30 protein-coding genes are annotated in these 15,296 nt (G+C 43.3%); 1 reads left to right on the forward strand and 29 read right to left on the reverse strand.

The features are described 5' to 3' along the window. Positions 1-38: 38 nt before the first annotated feature. The 29 genes from AAV35_RS12860 to AAV35_RS12985 all read right to left on the reverse strand — a co-directional run bounded on the left by AAV35_RS12860 (position 39) and on the right by AAV35_RS12985 (position 14,714). Positions 39-713, reverse strand: coding sequence for a hypothetical protein (locus tag AAV35_RS12860; protein WP_008592651.1), 675 nt, complete (start codon positions 711-713; stop codon positions 39-41). A 291-nt stretch (positions 714-1,004) separates the two neighbouring features. Next, complete coding sequence (locus tag AAV35_RS12865; RefSeq protein WP_008592649.1) at positions 1,005-1,430, reverse strand: hypothetical protein; 426 nt, start codon at positions 1,428-1,430, stop codon at positions 1,005-1,007. A 205-nt stretch (positions 1,431-1,635) separates the two neighbouring features. Then, a complete protein-coding gene (locus AAV35_RS12870; protein ID WP_008592648.1) occupies positions 1,636-2,214 on the reverse strand; it encodes a hypothetical protein in 579 nt (192 codons plus the stop codon). Between the two features lie 104 nt (positions 2,215-2,318). Continuing rightward, a complete protein-coding gene (locus tag AAV35_RS12875) occupies positions 2,319-2,912 on the reverse strand; it encodes a hypothetical protein (RefSeq protein ID WP_008592646.1) in 594 nt (197 codons plus the stop codon). Continuing rightward, positions 2,909-3,115, reverse strand: coding sequence for an XtrA/YqaO family protein (locus AAV35_RS12880; RefSeq protein WP_008592644.1), 207 nt, complete (start codon positions 3,113-3,115; stop codon positions 2,909-2,911). The genes AAV35_RS12875 and AAV35_RS12880 overlap by 4 nt, the downstream gene beginning before the upstream one ends. An 81-nt stretch (positions 3,116-3,196) precedes the next feature. Further along, positions 3,197-3,343, reverse strand: coding sequence for a hypothetical protein (locus AAV35_RS14420; RefSeq protein WP_156330922.1), 147 nt, complete (start codon positions 3,341-3,343; stop codon positions 3,197-3,199). Between the two features lie 16 nt (positions 3,344-3,359). Then, positions 3,360-3,536, reverse strand: a complete 177-nt coding sequence (locus AAV35_RS14425) for a hypothetical protein (protein WP_156330921.1) — start codon at positions 3,534-3,536, stop codon at positions 3,360-3,362. Positions 3,537-3,540: 4 nt separating this feature from the next. Next, on the reverse strand, positions 3,541-3,738 hold the full coding sequence (locus AAV35_RS12885; RefSeq protein WP_008592642.1) for a hypothetical protein: 198 nt from the start codon (positions 3,736-3,738) through the stop codon (positions 3,541-3,543). Beyond that, complete coding sequence (locus AAV35_RS12890; RefSeq protein ID WP_008592640.1) at positions 3,735-4,139, reverse strand: YopX family protein; 405 nt, start codon at positions 4,137-4,139, stop codon at positions 3,735-3,737. Before AAV35_RS12890 ends, AAV35_RS12885 begins: the two co-directional genes overlap by 4 nt. Next, a complete protein-coding gene (locus tag AAV35_RS12895) occupies positions 4,136-4,384 on the reverse strand; it encodes a hypothetical protein (RefSeq protein ID WP_008592638.1) in 249 nt (82 codons plus the stop codon). Before AAV35_RS12895 ends, AAV35_RS12890 begins: the two co-directional genes overlap by 4 nt. A gap of 4 nt (positions 4,385-4,388) precedes the next feature. Further along, complete coding sequence (locus tag AAV35_RS12900; protein ID WP_008592636.1) at positions 4,389-4,814, reverse strand: YopX family protein; 426 nt, start codon at positions 4,812-4,814, stop codon at positions 4,389-4,391. A gap of 3 nt (positions 4,815-4,817) precedes the next feature. Continuing rightward, a complete protein-coding gene (locus AAV35_RS12905; protein WP_008592635.1) occupies positions 4,818-5,240 on the reverse strand; it encodes a RusA family crossover junction endodeoxyribonuclease in 423 nt (140 codons plus the stop codon). Positions 5,241-5,252: 12 nt separating this feature from the next. Then, on the reverse strand, positions 5,253-5,765 hold the full coding sequence (locus AAV35_RS12910; protein WP_040609930.1) for a dUTP diphosphatase: 513 nt from the start codon (positions 5,763-5,765) through the stop codon (positions 5,253-5,255). A 19-nt stretch (positions 5,766-5,784) separates the two neighbouring features. Then, on the reverse strand, positions 5,785-6,180 hold the full coding sequence (locus tag AAV35_RS12915; protein ID WP_008592631.1) for a hypothetical protein: 396 nt from the start codon (positions 6,178-6,180) through the stop codon (positions 5,785-5,787). A gap of 164 nt (positions 6,181-6,344) precedes the next feature. After that, positions 6,345-6,863 (reverse strand): hypothetical protein, encoded by a 519-nt coding sequence (locus tag AAV35_RS12920; protein ID WP_008592629.1) that lies wholly within the window; start codon positions 6,861-6,863, stop codon positions 6,345-6,347. After that, positions 6,850-7,206 carry a hypothetical protein gene (locus AAV35_RS12925; RefSeq protein WP_008592628.1) on the reverse strand — a complete coding sequence of 119 codons (357 nt, stop codon included), beginning with the start codon at positions 7,204-7,206 and terminating at the stop codon, positions 6,850-6,852. Before AAV35_RS12925 ends, AAV35_RS12920 begins: the two co-directional genes overlap by 14 nt. Then, positions 7,187-7,408 carry a hypothetical protein gene (locus AAV35_RS12930; RefSeq protein ID WP_008592626.1) on the reverse strand — a complete coding sequence of 74 codons (222 nt, stop codon included), beginning with the start codon at positions 7,406-7,408 and terminating at the stop codon, positions 7,187-7,189. The genes AAV35_RS12925 and AAV35_RS12930 overlap by 20 nt, the downstream gene beginning before the upstream one ends. Before the next feature lie 15 nt (positions 7,409-7,423). Continuing rightward, entirely contained in the window at positions 7,424-7,876 is a 453-nt protein-coding gene (locus tag AAV35_RS12935; RefSeq protein ID WP_008592623.1) for a class I SAM-dependent methyltransferase, read from the reverse strand. Positions 7,877-8,043: 167 nt separating this feature from the next. Next, complete coding sequence (locus AAV35_RS14430) at positions 8,044-8,208, reverse strand: hypothetical protein (protein ID WP_156330920.1); 165 nt, start codon at positions 8,206-8,208, stop codon at positions 8,044-8,046. Position 8,209: 1 nt separating this feature from the next. Beyond that, on the reverse strand, positions 8,210-9,169 hold the full coding sequence (locus tag AAV35_RS12940; protein WP_237757046.1) for a DnaA ATPase domain-containing protein: 960 nt from the start codon (positions 9,167-9,169) through the stop codon (positions 8,210-8,212). Next, a complete protein-coding gene (locus tag AAV35_RS14590; protein ID WP_008592619.1) occupies positions 9,051-9,965 on the reverse strand; it encodes a replication protein in 915 nt (304 codons plus the stop codon). Before AAV35_RS14590 ends, AAV35_RS12940 begins: the two co-directional genes overlap by 119 nt. Before the next feature lie 183 nt (positions 9,966-10,148). Continuing rightward, positions 10,149-11,030, reverse strand: coding sequence for a recombination protein RecT (recT, locus tag AAV35_RS12950; RefSeq protein WP_008592617.1), 882 nt, complete (start codon positions 11,028-11,030; stop codon positions 10,149-10,151). Further along, complete coding sequence (locus AAV35_RS12955; RefSeq protein WP_008592615.1) at positions 11,030-11,980, reverse strand: YqaJ viral recombinase family nuclease; 951 nt, start codon at positions 11,978-11,980, stop codon at positions 11,030-11,032. Before AAV35_RS12955 ends, recT begins: the two co-directional genes overlap by 1 nt. A gap of 77 nt (positions 11,981-12,057) precedes the next feature. Beyond that, positions 12,058-12,261, reverse strand: a complete 204-nt coding sequence (locus tag AAV35_RS12960) for a hypothetical protein (protein WP_008592613.1) — start codon at positions 12,259-12,261, stop codon at positions 12,058-12,060. Between the two features lie 282 nt (positions 12,262-12,543). After that, positions 12,544-12,834, reverse strand: a complete 291-nt coding sequence (locus AAV35_RS12965; protein ID WP_008592611.1) for a hypothetical protein — start codon at positions 12,832-12,834, stop codon at positions 12,544-12,546. Beyond that, positions 12,831-13,349, reverse strand: coding sequence for a helix-turn-helix transcriptional regulator (locus AAV35_RS12970; protein ID WP_008592609.1), 519 nt, complete (start codon positions 13,347-13,349; stop codon positions 12,831-12,833). Before AAV35_RS12970 ends, AAV35_RS12965 begins: the two co-directional genes overlap by 4 nt. Positions 13,350-13,417: 68 nt before the next feature. Further along, positions 13,418-13,747, reverse strand: a complete 330-nt coding sequence (locus AAV35_RS12975) for a helix-turn-helix domain-containing protein (RefSeq protein ID WP_008592607.1) — start codon at positions 13,745-13,747, stop codon at positions 13,418-13,420. Then, entirely contained in the window at positions 13,748-14,473 is a 726-nt protein-coding gene (locus tag AAV35_RS12980; RefSeq protein WP_008592606.1) for a phage regulatory protein, read from the reverse strand. It abuts the gene before it with no gap. A gap of 16 nt (positions 14,474-14,489) precedes the next feature. Then, on the reverse strand, positions 14,490-14,714 hold the full coding sequence (locus AAV35_RS12985; RefSeq protein ID WP_008592604.1) for a helix-turn-helix transcriptional regulator: 225 nt from the start codon (positions 14,712-14,714) through the stop codon (positions 14,490-14,492). A gap of 144 nt (positions 14,715-14,858) precedes the next feature. On the opposite strand from AAV35_RS12985, the gene AAV35_RS12990 reads away from it, so the two are divergent. Beyond that, positions 14,859-15,293 (forward strand): helix-turn-helix transcriptional regulator, encoded by a 435-nt coding sequence (locus tag AAV35_RS12990; RefSeq protein ID WP_008592603.1) that lies wholly within the window; start codon positions 14,859-14,861, stop codon positions 15,291-15,293. Positions 15,294-15,296: the final 3 nt, after the last annotated feature.

The following is a 15,296-nucleotide window of genomic DNA, read 5'->3' on the forward strand; positions in this document are numbered from 1 at the left end:
CATACAAAAAAGCCACCCGCTATGGATGACTTCATGATTTATTCTTTATGAAATTCTAACTCGACTTTATTAAGCTGGCTTTCATCTCCGTTTGTGTTCGAAAACCATTCGCTGTTTTCCTGTTCGGTCAGTGGCTCGTAAAACGTCATGGTGAATGACTCCGGATCCTCATAATCCAGATACGTCTGAAAATGCGTTTTCTCTCTTATACCAGGGTCCATATTTCCGAACTCTCCAGTAGCGAATGTTGTCTGTTCCTGCTGATCCGTAATGAACTCCGTGTCTTCTACGGAAAAAAGAGGAGCGTCTCCGTTATTCATTTGCTCGCCCATCATCGTAATACTTTTATCACCGTTGATGTCTTCGGTTAAGGCGAGAGCGTATTTTACTTCATAATCATCAAATGTAATGTTGTTCATGCCATCATCACCTGTATCCTCATTGACAAAACGATACAGAATCTTTTCTTCGTTCATACCATTGATTAACGTATCATAATCATTGTTCTTGTTGGCGACTTCCAGTGGATCGTCGGAGCTCGTCTGCGGTTCTGCTTCAGTTTCTTCGCTTTGTGTAGCTTCCGCATTCTCCATACTTTCCGTTTGTTCCGCGTTTTCCTCATTGGTCGAAGCACTACTGGACTCTGACTCTTCACCATTACCACAGGCACTCAATAACGCACCTATGAGCAACACAAATAAAACATTCTTCATACATTTGACCCCCTTCTTTACCTCTATCTTACAACTACGTTCAGAAGAAAGAAAGGTACATTTTATTTACTAGAGGAATGACCCAGGCTCACAACCTCATTTCCACAAAAGCGAGCAACAGTATCACTAACAACCACACAAGACATGCATACGTGATGGTCATGGAGTCACCCTCCCTTATTTTCTAACAGAAAAGACACCCGCGAGGGTGCCTGTGCAAAAAAATATTCCTGCTTCCTGGCCAGGGCTTCCTGCCTGTCCGTCCTGCCATCCATTATATCCTAGTCGTTTTTACGCTTGCAACGAACCGGACAAGTATGACATCTCTGCCATTTGCTTCACAATACTATTTTTAATACGGAAGATGTGCCTCTCGGACAATCCCATGTGATTACCTATTGCTCTCATACTCATCCCATCGAGCAGACACTCCAGCACTGCCTTCTCTCTTTCGTCCTCGATGATGGACATACGCTCCTGCACAAATAACACTTTCTTCTCCAGACGATTGATCCATGTATGCTTTTTATCCCGACGCACTACTTCACGAGCCACAGGATCACTCGACTCCCCTTGTGCTTTCGGCATAGCAGCTTCCTCCCCGTACATCGTCGTAAGTCCTGTACCGGCATCTTCTAACAAATGACGCTGCCTTTTAATCTCATTGAGCATCCAATTATAGTCGCGGAGAGCGTCCTCAATCTGCTTTTTGTTCATACTTCCACCTCATCTCTAGGTATTTGGCATAATCACTTTGTTTGACCGGTTGTAAAACGCCTGTGCGTTTATCTCTGCGTAAACGACTGACTTTCCATCGTATTTTGTATGTTTTCTTAATATAATTTCCTCCTCTGCAATAAAAAAGAGGACACAAACCAAGCGCGTTAACGCTCAATCCGTGTCCTCCAGTGGCCTGGTAGAACTATAAGTGTTTTTGTGTTATCTTTTTTGCAAGTTTTTGAGATTTAGCTCTCACCTTTGTTACTGAACCTTCATGTTCTTCTTCTTCAGTTGCAAGAACAGCCTCATAACTACTTTCTATATCATGAATTTCATCCCTTAGTTCTCCTATCAACTTAAAATTTTCTATAGATACGCAATCTGGATCCCAGTTTTGCATATTGGAAAGTATCTCTTCTATCTTAGTTAAATCTTTTTTTGTTTCTTCTAGTGGTTCGACATTATAGATATTATGACTTTCATGCAAACCCATGAGAAAATCAATGCTCTTTAATTTGTGGTTCATTACTCTCAATTGACTTTTCAAAAAAACCTCATATTTTGTTCTTTTCAACTCAGCTTCGCTTTCTTTCTCTTCCCTTGCGTGTGAAATCTGTTTTTCTACAGCTTTTAGTGAACTCTCTCCAGCTTTTCTTGCACCTAAATATGCCCCTCCTAATGTAGCTAATCCTCCAAGGGTTATTGTTAGTATTGCTTCAATAGATACATAATCAAAAAAATCATTATGTTGCTTAATTATTTCTACAGGGATTGGACTCAAAACTCTCACCTCTCATTGAACTTAATGCAGTCCACCTCTAACATAATACCTTTCTCAAAACGAAAATAAGCATCTGGTTCTTCCAGTAGGCTAGTAGAAGCAAACTAAAGTTCAGTATGTTGCTGTTCAGTGATAAATATATAATTATTTTCTTGTACAGAAACCACAATTGATGTTTCGTACATTTTATTCGATTGTATTCTGTACACTATTTGTACTTTGTATTCTTTAAGTTCGATCCCCTTAAGTACATTTAATACTACCCCATCGGTAGTATAGCTTATCTCATTAATATTCTTAGCTTTTATCAGATGTTCTATTTCCTCTTCTTTCTCTTCTATTGACGCTACAGCCTTAACATCAGTAATTGGAGAGGAGTTTTTATTCTGAAAATATATCCCCATAATTTTATCGGGGTCCGGATTTTCCATTATAAGCTTACCTTTATTTAAAAAAACATGATTTCTCTTCAGTTCAAATAAAGGCAATAATTTCATTTCTTCAGCTTTTTGTGTTTTCTCAAATATTTCTTTGCTCAACTCTACAGAGTCTCTACTAGCTTTAGCCGCTTTAAGACTCACTATTACTGAAAATAGCAGAAGGAGGGGTGAAGCTATAGACACTCCTAATGAAATGTAATCAAATGTACTCTTTTCTCCTAAATTACTTAATACATCGATCCAATCTTGCTTTGTCAAAACTCTTCCCCCTCATCAAACTTCACCCGCTTCACCTTCCCTTGGTGAGTAATTACTTTCGTCTCCCCATGATCTGGCAAAGTGGTAATTTTTGCTTTTCCATTACAGTATACAACACAGAAAGGGGAATTTCCTTCCGGCATATCCATTTCCAAGTTAAGTTTCCCATCTTCAATAGTAGTATCAACGTTATTCAATCGCATTGAGCAGGCCCCCTATGGTATAATAATGAACAGGGATAATGGTCGGGGGCGCTGCTCTCGGCTGTTTTTATTTGTTACTCGTTACTCAATCTCCCCACTCCATTCTTTTACATCTTCCTCATTCGCCCGTTTGATCACGAAAGCTTCTCCATCTACAAACACAATGTCTGTCATGTCGTCATCCAGAGCTTTCAGGCGACCGATGACAAATTGTCCGGCATCACTCATGATTTGCTCCCTCCTTTTATTTAATTCCTAGCTTTTCGTAATAGCCTTCCACTGCTCTCTGTATCATATTCACCCGAACATATTTGCGGAGAGCCAGAAATTCTTCAATTTCTCTTTCTGATAGATCGCTGATTTTCTTGTCGCTGAAATACTGGATACGCTCTTTCATAATTTCGATTTCTGCCTGGTTCATAAGCTCACCCCTTCTTTTTATAATCAAATGCTTCATTCCAAAACTTTGAACCTTCTCTCCCGATGATAATAATCAATGCTCCTGCGATGAATACCGGCGATGCAAAAGCTAGTGCGATATGCGCCGTCCAATCATCTCTGGCGTTTAACAGAAAGCTGATACCCAGGCCAATCATGATGTATACGATGGGTATAGCTATCATTGGTCGCCCTCCTGTTCATGAATGTTGCCGACGATTTCTACCGTGTCGTAATAATTTCCATCAGCACTCTCCGTACCATGTAACGACCAATCCTCTCCGATTTGCCAAGCAGGATATAAAATGTAGCTGGGTGAGCCGCCTTGCCGCCATTTGACCTCAAATATCCCTTTAAGGCCTTGTGACCACGCTTCAACTATATCCCCCTCAAATATTGGAACCTCATTACGATCATGCAATCCAGTAAACATCATCAACTCCCCTTCATCCTCGATCGTCACCGGATTACCTTCTACATACAACCTCCATCCTGCGCTTCCAAATACGATAGACACGCCGTCCTCGCCGACGTAGTACATTTCTTTGGTTATAGGGTCGAATACTCTGAAATGTGCTGTTTTCATTTCGTTACCTCTCCTTTTCGCTTATCCAGATATTCGTGAGCCGCTTCCGTTAAATTAAAATCGGGATCAGGGTTATTCGTGATAGTAAGCTGTTTCACTTCTTCCGAGGTAATGATGTCTAAGCAGGTAATAACTCCCGCTCTCGGATGGATTGTGGGTCTTACATACCTTACGCCCCATTCAGTCTTGCAACGCTTCATGAAAGCATTGAATTGCTCATTTGTCATAGCCTTTCTTTCACTCATACCGTCAACCTCCTATCAATTCTGAATGTTCGTAGATGTTGCCGATTACTTCCGCATACTCATCCGTTGTTCCCTCGAATGAAGGCGGGACCATGAGGTCGTAGTAATCTTTTCCGTTGTCGTGACACTGGTACATAAAAGCCCCGTTCCTGAACTCCACAATCAAATACGGTCTACTCAAATCAGTGGAAAGGATGTCCCCTTCGTAGATGTTCCATCCATTTTTGTCGTAAAGTCCTGTGAATTGCATGTACTTTAAATGTTCCATGTGTGGCAAGTGTATATCCAATTGCGGGTCGCCGTGCCGAATGTCTGTGCATGAGAGCCCTTGCCCTCTATCTTCCAAAGTGAACACAATGTCCGTATCCTCTCCGCAATAAAGCATCTCACCCTCTACGTCATCCCATGCTCTGAATTTAATTTCTCTCATGATTTAACCTACCTCCAATTCCGTCACTTGCACTTCAACCCTGGGAACCTCGCTGTAAAACTTGGAAACGATCAAGTCCACGATCATGCTATCGTCTTTATAAATCACACCGTTCATAGCATCTTCAATGCCTTTCGCATAGTTCGTATTATCCGGCTTTGTTTTAGGTCGTATAATTCCTGCCTCCGCTTGCTTTCTGTGTTGTTTTGAGAAGCTTTTCGGCATCGGGCGGTGTACGACGATAAAAACATTCAGCGGCCCTTCCAGTGGCTTTTTTGGTGCATGTTGCTGGGCTATCAGCTTCACCTGCTTTTTATAGTTTCGAGAAGCAGCCGGGTCATACATAACCGTTTTACCGTAGCGATTCTTTCCGGCCCTGGGCCTGCCTTGAGCAACAGGTGCACCGGGAATCGTGAATTCAACCATCATCGGAGCACCTCAATAGCCTGTAAGCTGTCTGGTATGATTTTTTTCATTCTTGGCAAGGTATCCTTTTTCAATCTCGCCTTCCGTAAATCCGAGCATCCGTCCGAGTTCCAGGTAAGAAAAGAACAGCTTCCTCCAAAGGTATTTGTGATTGTTCCCGTAGTCATATCTCACGTTACGCTGTAAGCCAATAGCCAAGTCATAGACTTTTAAAAACGCTGTGGTAACATCCTCAAATTCAACATCCATCGGAGTCATTTTTGCTGCGTCAATATACAGATCATTACCGAGCGATAGGATAAAATGCAGCCCGTCTCCAAACTCCTCTCTAATAACTTCTTGTGGGCTTGGCGGCTTATTGCTCCAGACCTTAAAGCACCTCGTCTCGTTCGCTAACTCACCGAGTTCCACCTGCAGCGCAAGAAACTTCCAATCGTTCGTCTTCAATTCTGCGATGTCCGGGTGCTGCTTGATAATATGAGCATCGAGACCGCCCTGGATCTCTTGTAATTTCGCTATATCCATCTTCATGTGTTCCATCTCCTTAAAACCATTTTTCTGCATCAGCTTCCACGTCTATGCCTTCAAATCGCGCCAGTGCTACCCGTAACTCTAATTGCTCCAGCGTTTCCGCCATCGTTGCAGAGACACCGCGCGCATGAAGTTCATCAATCGCTACTTTTTTGCGGAGTTCTTTGTTCGTCATCTTCTTCTTCCCGTACACCCTTGTCTGCTCGGTAGTAGCTTTGCTCTTTGGCCAGTGATAGCTCCACACCCGGCGCTCCAGGGTAGGTTTAGCTATTCCGTTTTCAGCTGCTTGTTTGTAATCGTCGGGAGTAATACGTTCATACATAGAATTACCTCCTTCTCCTTTAAAATTCATCCATCGCTTCACGTTCGTTCCAATGCGGGCATGTGCCGTGCTTCTCAACGTAATCATCTAACCTCTCCTTTATCCCTTATAGGGGGTATTAATAGGCGGTGGGTAAACTCCGACTAATACTCCGTAACAGCATGAATCGCATGTGCCCCAACGTTGGTGATATTCATCATTGGGGTCCAGTTTCTTTCCGCATTCTTCGCATTTCTCATTTACATCTTCCATCATTCATCCTCCTCCAATGCTTCTTTAGCGACTTGGCGATAGTCATAACGGTGAAATACACCGTTTATATCAATGTCTGTTTGTAGAGTCATGCTGTATATGCTCTCTAACGCTGTTGTAAGTCGGCGGTTCTGTTCCTTCAAACTTTCATTCTCGTGTGCCGCTATCGTTAGTTGATTGTAGAGTTCTTTTCGCTCCACGGATTTATAAGGCTTATCTAAATAATTAGATGCTTGCAGGCTTTTTTCGATGTCACGGAATGCCGCGTTTTTCGTGTGGGATAACTCCTTTTCGAGAAAACGAATGTAGTCCACCCTTTCCATACCGTCGCCGCGTAATTGTGTTTGCGCTTGTGTGATGGAATCGATACGCTCCTGCTGTTGCTTGATGGTTGATTTCATTTCTCCAAAAACACTACCCAAAGCTGTCATCGTATCATCATCGAAGTGGGAGGCGTTTCCGATGTATTCGATTCGTTTCCATAACTCTTCTACTCGCTTCATGTCATTTTTTCTCACGATGCCACCCCTTCAAATTCATAATCGTCGTATCAATCTCATCTGCATCAATCGGCTTGTTCCGTTTCGTTTGATTACGCAGATGGTGATAATCAGCCCGCAAGTCCTGGATAGATGCCCGTAATTGTTTCTGTTCCTGTAATAGCTTCTTGCGTCGAACGCTTTTCTTCGTTACGGGCAGGAGGGTATTTTCAATGTGCAAAAGTCGTTTCTTTTTATCGTTAATTTCAGAAGCAACGCCCCAGCTTTCTAGTTTGTTTATTATGCCTTTTCTGGCTCTTAGAACCGATTCTAAAGCTCCCATAGCGATATTTCTGAACGTCTCATGTATTGATGTGGCCATCCTTCTCACTCTCCTGTTTTGTTGTAGTGGATTCGCCTGGGAGATCTTGCTGATTCAAGAAATCGATTAACGATTCTTTCTTCACAATAATTATCTCTTTATCTTCTCCCTTTTCATCTACGATGAACACATCTCCTCTGTCTGTTTCTTGGAGTCTGACTGTTTCTTCGCCAGTAACGTCTTTAGCCATGAATGGGTCCATTTCTTCACTCTCCTTTTATTTCATGAATACCATCCAGTGTGTTTTCGACCTTCGATTTCCGAATAAAGGCTTTTGTCCAATTGCCTCGATAACTTCACTGGTGCTAATCTGATCTTCGTTCCATTTGAAAATGAGCGTACCGTTCTTCTTAAGAACCCTCATACATTCATTGAAGCCTTGTTTTAAATCGAATTGCCACAAATCGTCTAACTTGCCGTACTTTTTAGCGAGCCAGGAATCGTCTCCGGCCTTCAAAAGATGTGGGGGATCGAATACGACCATGTAGAAGGATTCGTCTTCGAACGGCATGTACCTAAAATCAGCAACAACATCCGGGTTTACTTCTAGCTTTCTCCCGTCGCATAGCTCCTCCGATAACTGCCTGTTATCCATGTAGAGCGTGTCATCATGCTCCTTGTCGAACCAGAACATCCGGCTACCACAGCAAGCGTCTAAAATCTTCTTCATTCCTTTCACTCTCCCGTCTTTACTGCGACTAAGATAATCAGAGAGACAATCCATATGCCGATGACAATGGTTAACTGTGTAGTCATGCCGACACCTCCATCAATCTTTTTCGCTTATAGAAATTATTACGATAGCCACTACAATGATTATCCAGACTACATCTGATGTCATGCCGACACTCCCATGCCAAAATACTGTTTGATGCGGTCGATATGCTTCCTGGATTGCCTTCTTGCCTCTGCCCGGCATTGTTCGTTCGGGCAAGGGGTGATGCGAGTGCTTACATTATCGTAATCATACGTTCGTCCGGTTCCTCTACAGTTCTCGCACATGTTATTCGTCCTCCCTGAGTCGATAATCTTGCCCTTCGACTTCATACAAGTTTTCTTTTCCGGTCATTCCGAACAGCCGGCTTGAAGCTGCATAGCCTATCTTGTCGCTTAAAGAGCCTTTCGCTTCATTGGAGCTGAAGATGATCGGGCGTTTATGCCTCCAGCGTTCGTTAATAATTTGGTAATACATACCTTCCTTAGACTCCGACCACTTCGCTTTCCCCAGGTCATCCCAAACAAGGACATCCGCATTGCAGGCCCCTCGAATTAAGTCCTGAAGTTTCTTACCTTCGTCGTTCGACATCTTCGCCTGAATCAAGTCCTCCATGAAGACCACGTCTGAAACGCATAGAACCTGGCACCCTCGGTCGTGCTTGGATAACGATCCATCTGATAATTCATCACGGACTCGAATGTTTTCGATGATGTAACGTGCCAGGGCCATTTGCAGGTGCGTTTTGCCTAATCCGAAATTATTGTGAGCCTGTTTAAAGCTGTATCGCTCGGCAGGATCCATATTTCTTATTTCGCTTTCTCCGTACACAGCAATGAAGCCCAAACTGTTCACTTTCGGTTTTTCTTTCAAAATTGTGTCGATGTCCTCCATGTACTGAAACGTAGCATTAAACAATGTTTTCTGAACTTCTGTCTTGCGCTCGTATTGTTTGAAACCAGCCTCTTCAAACTCTTCCGGAATCAAAGCATTCTGAAAGCGCCGTTCTAATTTCTTTTGTTCTGCGCAGCTGCATGGCTTGAAGAAATCTCGGAGTTCAACATTTCCGTCTGCACGTGTGACCTCTTTTTTGTAAAGGGCAGCCCCCGTACCACCACAGTCCGGACATTCAGCTGTATCCGAAGGCTTGTTCCGCTTGGGCTCGTCGTCGTTCGAGTTCTGCTGCGCTAGCTCCTTTGCCTGAGCTATACGTTTTTGAAGTTCGGGACTTTTGAGTGCTTCCTGGATGCTTTGCATCTTTAGTTTCCTCCTTTTGCTCATAGTGTTTATCAAGAATGAAACCGACACAGTAGTTCAAACCGTTTATTTTCTGCCTTCGATGCTTGCGATTTTGAGTGAATGAATCAATGCACTCTTCCAAATACTGAATCGCATCATCGACTGGAACACCGTAGTCAATGATCTCTTTCGCCGCTTCATAATCCTTAGGATTCGGATTCAACCTTTGATTAAAATCCAGATAAGCCTTAACGAGTTTTCCTGATGCTATTTCGTTCGTCACGGTTTCCGGCGTCCCGACATCAGATTCGTTTTTAATCTCGTGCGCGCTTGTTGTAGTATTATTGTCTTTATATTTGTTTTTAATATTGTATTTCTTGGTGGTGTAATTGCCCCCCTGTGGAGGGGGTGAATCCGCACCCTGTAGAGTAGGTTTATTGATCCCCTGTGTACTTTCTTCACCCTGTGGTGGTTTAGAACCATTTTTCTCAATAGACCACTCTTCAAAGTTCTTATTAAAGCCAATTGCTCTTGGCTGGTTAAACGTAGCTTCTTTTGCCACATACAGAACGTTGTTATCGATCAGTTGGTTCAACTGTTTTTTCACTGACGATTTATCCATTCCGGCCAGCTTGGAGATGAAGGACAGCGAAAGACTATGACTCTTTCTATTAAATCCGTAAGTGTATCTCCAAACGATCATGATGAGCTTAAATTGTGTTCCGTTAAATCTATATTTCGGAATCTCATCTAGCAGTTCGTTCGCAATTTTTACATATCCTTCTTCTATCTGTGGGTTGGCCACTTCCTTCACCCCCTTTTTATTACTGCCCTCGTTCAATGATTGCTGTCATCTTCTCTATTCGCTTCAATTGATAGCCAGGGTAGGAGTGGCGGACATAACCCGCCACATACTTTTTAAAGAGTCGCCCTGGATCCTGACTGTCTTTGCTGAGACTGATATACGCATGTGGAATAGCTACTTTTCTCATTGCTGGTCAAACAGACCCTCTGCCGCTTTCTGGACATCTTCGTCAGCCTGTTCTTCCTTTTGCTGTGGTTGTTCTTCTTCCACCTCAGTTGCTTCCACTTGAATGTAGTCCTCGTTGTGAATTGAATGAGCATCGTCTGTGATATCTTTTCTGACTGTTTCATCGTGAGAAGCTTGGTCCTGAATCTCTACGCTGATCGGAAGGTATTTGAACATCCGACGAATGACTGTCTTCTTCGCCATTTCCTCGTAGTCCGTTTTCCAAGGACCATTGCTTCCTGCCTTAGATCTCTGCTTCACCAGGTCGATGTCATTCTTGCTGAAGACTTCGAATTGGTACCCGCCATCTTTGAAATGAGCGACGGCATAAACAAAGACCATATCTCCTCGCGTTCCAAAAGCTGGTTTGTGAACTAATTTCGGGTGCAACCCTAGCTCATACTCGAATTCATCGTTCTCGTAGACCGCATGAGCATAAATGCTTTCGATGTGTCCGGACCGTCTGGCTAGGTCGATCATGCCTTTGTAACCGATGATGAATTGAACGTCTGTCTCTTTCATCTTTCCGTTGTAGAAAGGGACAAGGTAGCAATGACCCATGAGCCCCGGTTCCAGTCCTAGCTGAGCCGCTTGCATCACCGCTCCCATGAGAGAAGGAACAGATGCTTCCAATAGTTTAGGATTCTGACGGATCGTTGTTAGAGCGATGCGTCCTAGACGATCGGCATCCATGTGTTTCGGAAGTGCTCGTTCGAACTCCGGTCCCATCTTCTTGAGGTAAGCCTGGATCGTGTTTACGCTGTTGCCCCCTCCATTATTGGAAGGAGCATTATTTTTCTTCTGAGACAATTGATTTTTCGCTGTGTTGTTCGTCGCCATTATTTAGCCTCCTTGAAACGCAAAGGACGGCTGGAGCTGACTTTAGAGTATTTCTCGTATAAGTCAGGTTCTTCCGCTTTCAGACGCTTGGAATCAACCGTCCTGCGTTCTTGATTTTTGAAAGTAACTACATAGTGATTGGAGAACCCTTTTTCATAAGTTCCGAGTTTCTCTTTAAGCTGGTTCTCATATTTCTTCTTACGTTCCTTGATTTCTTTCTCTTCCTCTTTAATTTGTTCCAGTCCATCAAGCAACTTGTCCGCTTCTGCATCGAGATCTGTTTCACTCTCAGGCTCTGCTTCCGGATACATGCTTTTCAAAAGAGCTGTTGAAGCATCGGAACCATCGATTTCTGGAGGTTCCTGTTTCAGAACATTCTCTTCCCAAAACTCTTTTTCTAGGTCGATAAGGTTTGCGATGAGCTCCTCATCCCGTTCAATTTTTTTATAAACGAACTTATTACCGCCGATGAGTACAGCGATCCACCAGGCATCCGCTCCGGTCACGGCCATATAATGTTGACATTGGAGCAGGTAAGCCATTGGCGTTTCGTCACCGGTCCATTCGTCCTTTAGATACTCACTAGCTGTCTTGCATTCAAGACCTTCGTTTTTTCCGACAATAAGACGATCAACGTTTGCAAGCATCCATTCGTGCTCTGGATGCTGGAGAACTGCATTCCGCTTCCGTACCTTCATTCCAGTGCGGAGGGTGAATTCTTTCGCAACAACTTCTTCGAGCACATTACCGAAGTGAGCAGCCTCTGCATTGGAAGACTCAGACTCTATCTCTCCTACCTTTTCCATGTAAACGACCACCGGGCTTTTCCATTTGTTAAATCCAGCGATAGAAGCTGCGTCTGAGCCGCCGATCCCTTTCTTTCGTGATTCGAGCCACTCTTTGTGCTCCATGTCCGACGTGCTTTGCATTACCTGCGCTTTAACGCCCATATTGGACCTCCTCCTAATTTCTGATATAATATTGTCAAAGAACTTTCCTAAGTGACTCACGTTGCCGCGTGAGTTTTTTATTGGGCAATTTCCTCAGAAGCCTTCAACGTCTGCAGAAGCTCCTGGCTTTCAGCTGTCAGCGTTTCTTTAAGGAAAAATTCTTCGTCGATGACATAGATCTCGTCTCCGACATACACTTCATTGCCAAGACCGTCTACACCGTAGACCTCCGCTTCTGCCAGACCTTCACGTTCTAACTTCTCCACCACTGGATGATTCATCTTATTTACTCCCTTCCGTCAGCTGCAGAGACAGTGACATATGCGGTGTCTCTAAGGAGTCTCCGCAGCTGAGTGATAGATGCAAGCTCACTGTCCCGAGCAGGATACCTCCTGCCCAGGATTGCGGGCTTGCGCCCACAAGTGCTATAATAGATTTGTGATAACTAGTGTTACCCCTCAACAGTCACTCATCCGCCAATGAGTGGCTGTTTTTATGTGCCATAAGCCATAGCAACGTAGAGAAAAACATAGGATAGCAACCAGCAAACGATGTGCGCTTTTTCATGACTCGCCATAATAATCCCTCCCGCGCCGTATAACGAGTTCAGCACTTACACCTTCAACGTGCAGTTGACTTAACAAATTTTCATAATGGTTGTGGCGCTTCTTTCGTTCTTTCATGACTTCCAGCTCCCTGGAGGATCGTATAAACCCTTCTGCTGCAGACACAGCACCTTCATAATTGTTCTGCATGATTTCCTCACCCATCTTATTCAGCAAGTCCCAGGCACATCTGAATTCTTTCGTGGCCTCCGTTACATCTTCGCGTAAAAACTGTTTATCGATATTCATGATTTGACGTACCCCCTGCTTTGTAGTTTGCGCTGGTGCTCATCCCAAACGTCCTCCCAGCTAATGTTGTAGGACTTGCAGATCTCTGCTAGATATAAGATGGATGCGTGGATACTATCTGCAACTTCCATAGCTGTATTCTTAATGTTCTCCCGTTCGTAAGAAGCAACGTAATCAGGATTCATTGTGATGCTGCATTGATCCAGCGCTTCCGCTGCCTCTTGCATTTCTTCCTGGAGTTTCATGTGTATCGATGTGCGGTGTGTGTCAGCCGCCGGGCCGTCGAGAGGATCAATGTGCCATCCCATGTATTCTGACACTGTATGAAGCGCAAGCATCGGGTCATTATGCTGCTTGATGTAATGGTTCGTGAGCTCCGGCTGAATCTTTCTCTCCCCATTTTCGAATTTACTGATGCTCTCTCTGGATAAGAACGTGTCCAGTGATAGTTGCTCCTGGGATTGTCCCCTCTCCTGTCTGAGTTCCTTTAATTTTCTTCCGCTTTTACTTTTCAACGTTACCTCCTCCTTTTGGTTTGTACCGGTTTCAGTACCTACGTTTTATTTCATGAGTGGTATCTTGTTTATAGAGCTTCTTTATGGGAGAACCCTAAGTCTCTAACCTTGTGTGTAGTGTCTAGATTCTTACGGATCCACGTCTTCACTTCATCTTTTGGATAAAGGGCACGATCACCTACACGCACTTTAGGGAAGTCCGATCGATGGATAATGTGAGCATCCAGTGTTTGAGTGCTTACGTTGAAAATATGCTCGGCAAGTTGTTTTTTATTGAGTAGATAAGGAAGCTCACTTTCTTTTTGGACATCCGCTTGAGCCCGCTCTGCAATTTCGTAGAACATGTCGTAGATTTTGTCGGAGAATCCTACTTCCGGTTGCAATTCAGCTTTGAACATTTAGATCACCTCCCGGATAACCTGTTGCTTATTGGCACTTTCAATTTCCATACGTAAGCTAGTGTCCGGCTGCCACAGACTGATGTACCTGAGCCCTTCTTCAAATTGCTTCTTCGGAAGGTCACCATACCTTGGAATCATGAAGTGGTTTTTGAAGTCCCGCCAAAAATTAGAGAAAACCTGACGACTCAATTCTTTGTATGCCGAGGAACTCTTCCCGCCGATGACTTCCATGATTTTGGCATTGGCACTCTTTCTAATTCGATGTTCTTCCGTTCCATCGATACGCATCGTTTCTTCCAGGTGTGTGAGACGTTCATTGTGCTGGTTCAATGTTTCATCATGCTCAAGCGAAAATTTCATTGCTGCTTTCAGTTGATCTTTTTCAGATAATCCTTTCGGTTGCTGAAACTGCTTTTCCATTTCTTCAAAGCGAGTGACGTATTCAGCAGTGAAGAGAACTCCTTTTTCTCCAGTCATTTTGTTCGCTACCATGTCGCACCCCTTTTTCGTCAAAAGGAAGCAAGGTCGCTGCTCTCCTTTAGAGTCTGAGTAGTAGTGCGGAATGAAGAAATCCAACGAGCGCAATTCTGCGCTGGTTAAAATGCTTTGATATTGCCTGATGGATCTCATCAACTCTTTGTGTTCTTTGCCGATGGTGTCGGCAACGTCTCTGCTGTCTGTGACGAGTTGTCCTTCTGAAGCAATTACTTTTATTTGATTCATTTGATTACCCCTTTCTTTATATTGCATTTTTTGCAACTGAATTATTAAAAAAATATTCTATTTCTACCCCAAAGTATCTGGCTATTGCATGGATCTCTTCCGCCTTAAATGGTTGGTTGCCGGATTCTTTCCTGTGATAAGGGTAAAGGCTTTTCATTCCAAGTATTTCAGCCATTTCTCCTTGAGATAGTTTGTGTTTTTTTCTCAATTGCTTTATTTTCTCAAGGTTGAGTTCAGACATTTTTCTCACCTCCTGTTGCATTTATTGCAACGCTATAACTGAATTATAAATCGCAAATAATGCAAATTCAATAATTAATTAGCGTTTTTTGCAATTTTTATTTGCTGAAATTGCAAAAGTGCTAGAATAAAAGGAGAATACTTTATGGAGGCTACCATTATGGCGGACAGTGTACTAGGTGCACGATTACGCAAACTGAGAGAACAACATGAACTAACCCAAAAAAGAGCTGCTTCTATATTCGGATTGACTAACTTTCAATTATCACGATATGAAAAAGGTCAGACTAACCCTGATCCAGATTTGATCAGAAAGTTTGCTGAGTACTTCGAAGTAACTACAGATTACCTCCTCGGCCGCTCAGACGACCCTAACCAGACCGAAGACGAAAACTTCGATCCACTGGAAGAACTTAAACAGTTTATGATAGAGAACAATATGCAGGATATGGATCTGGGCTTTTATGACATAGAAAAATGGAAGCAACTTTCTCGTGAGGACATCGAGGATGTAAAGAAGCATTTTGAATATGTGTTGCATCGGGCTCAAGAGAGGAACAAAAAAGAACAGGGAGAGTAATAT

Source organism: Salimicrobium jeotgali (genome assembly GCF_001685435.2).
GTDB lineage: Bacteria > Bacillota > Bacilli > Bacillales > Halobacillaceae > Salimicrobium > Salimicrobium album.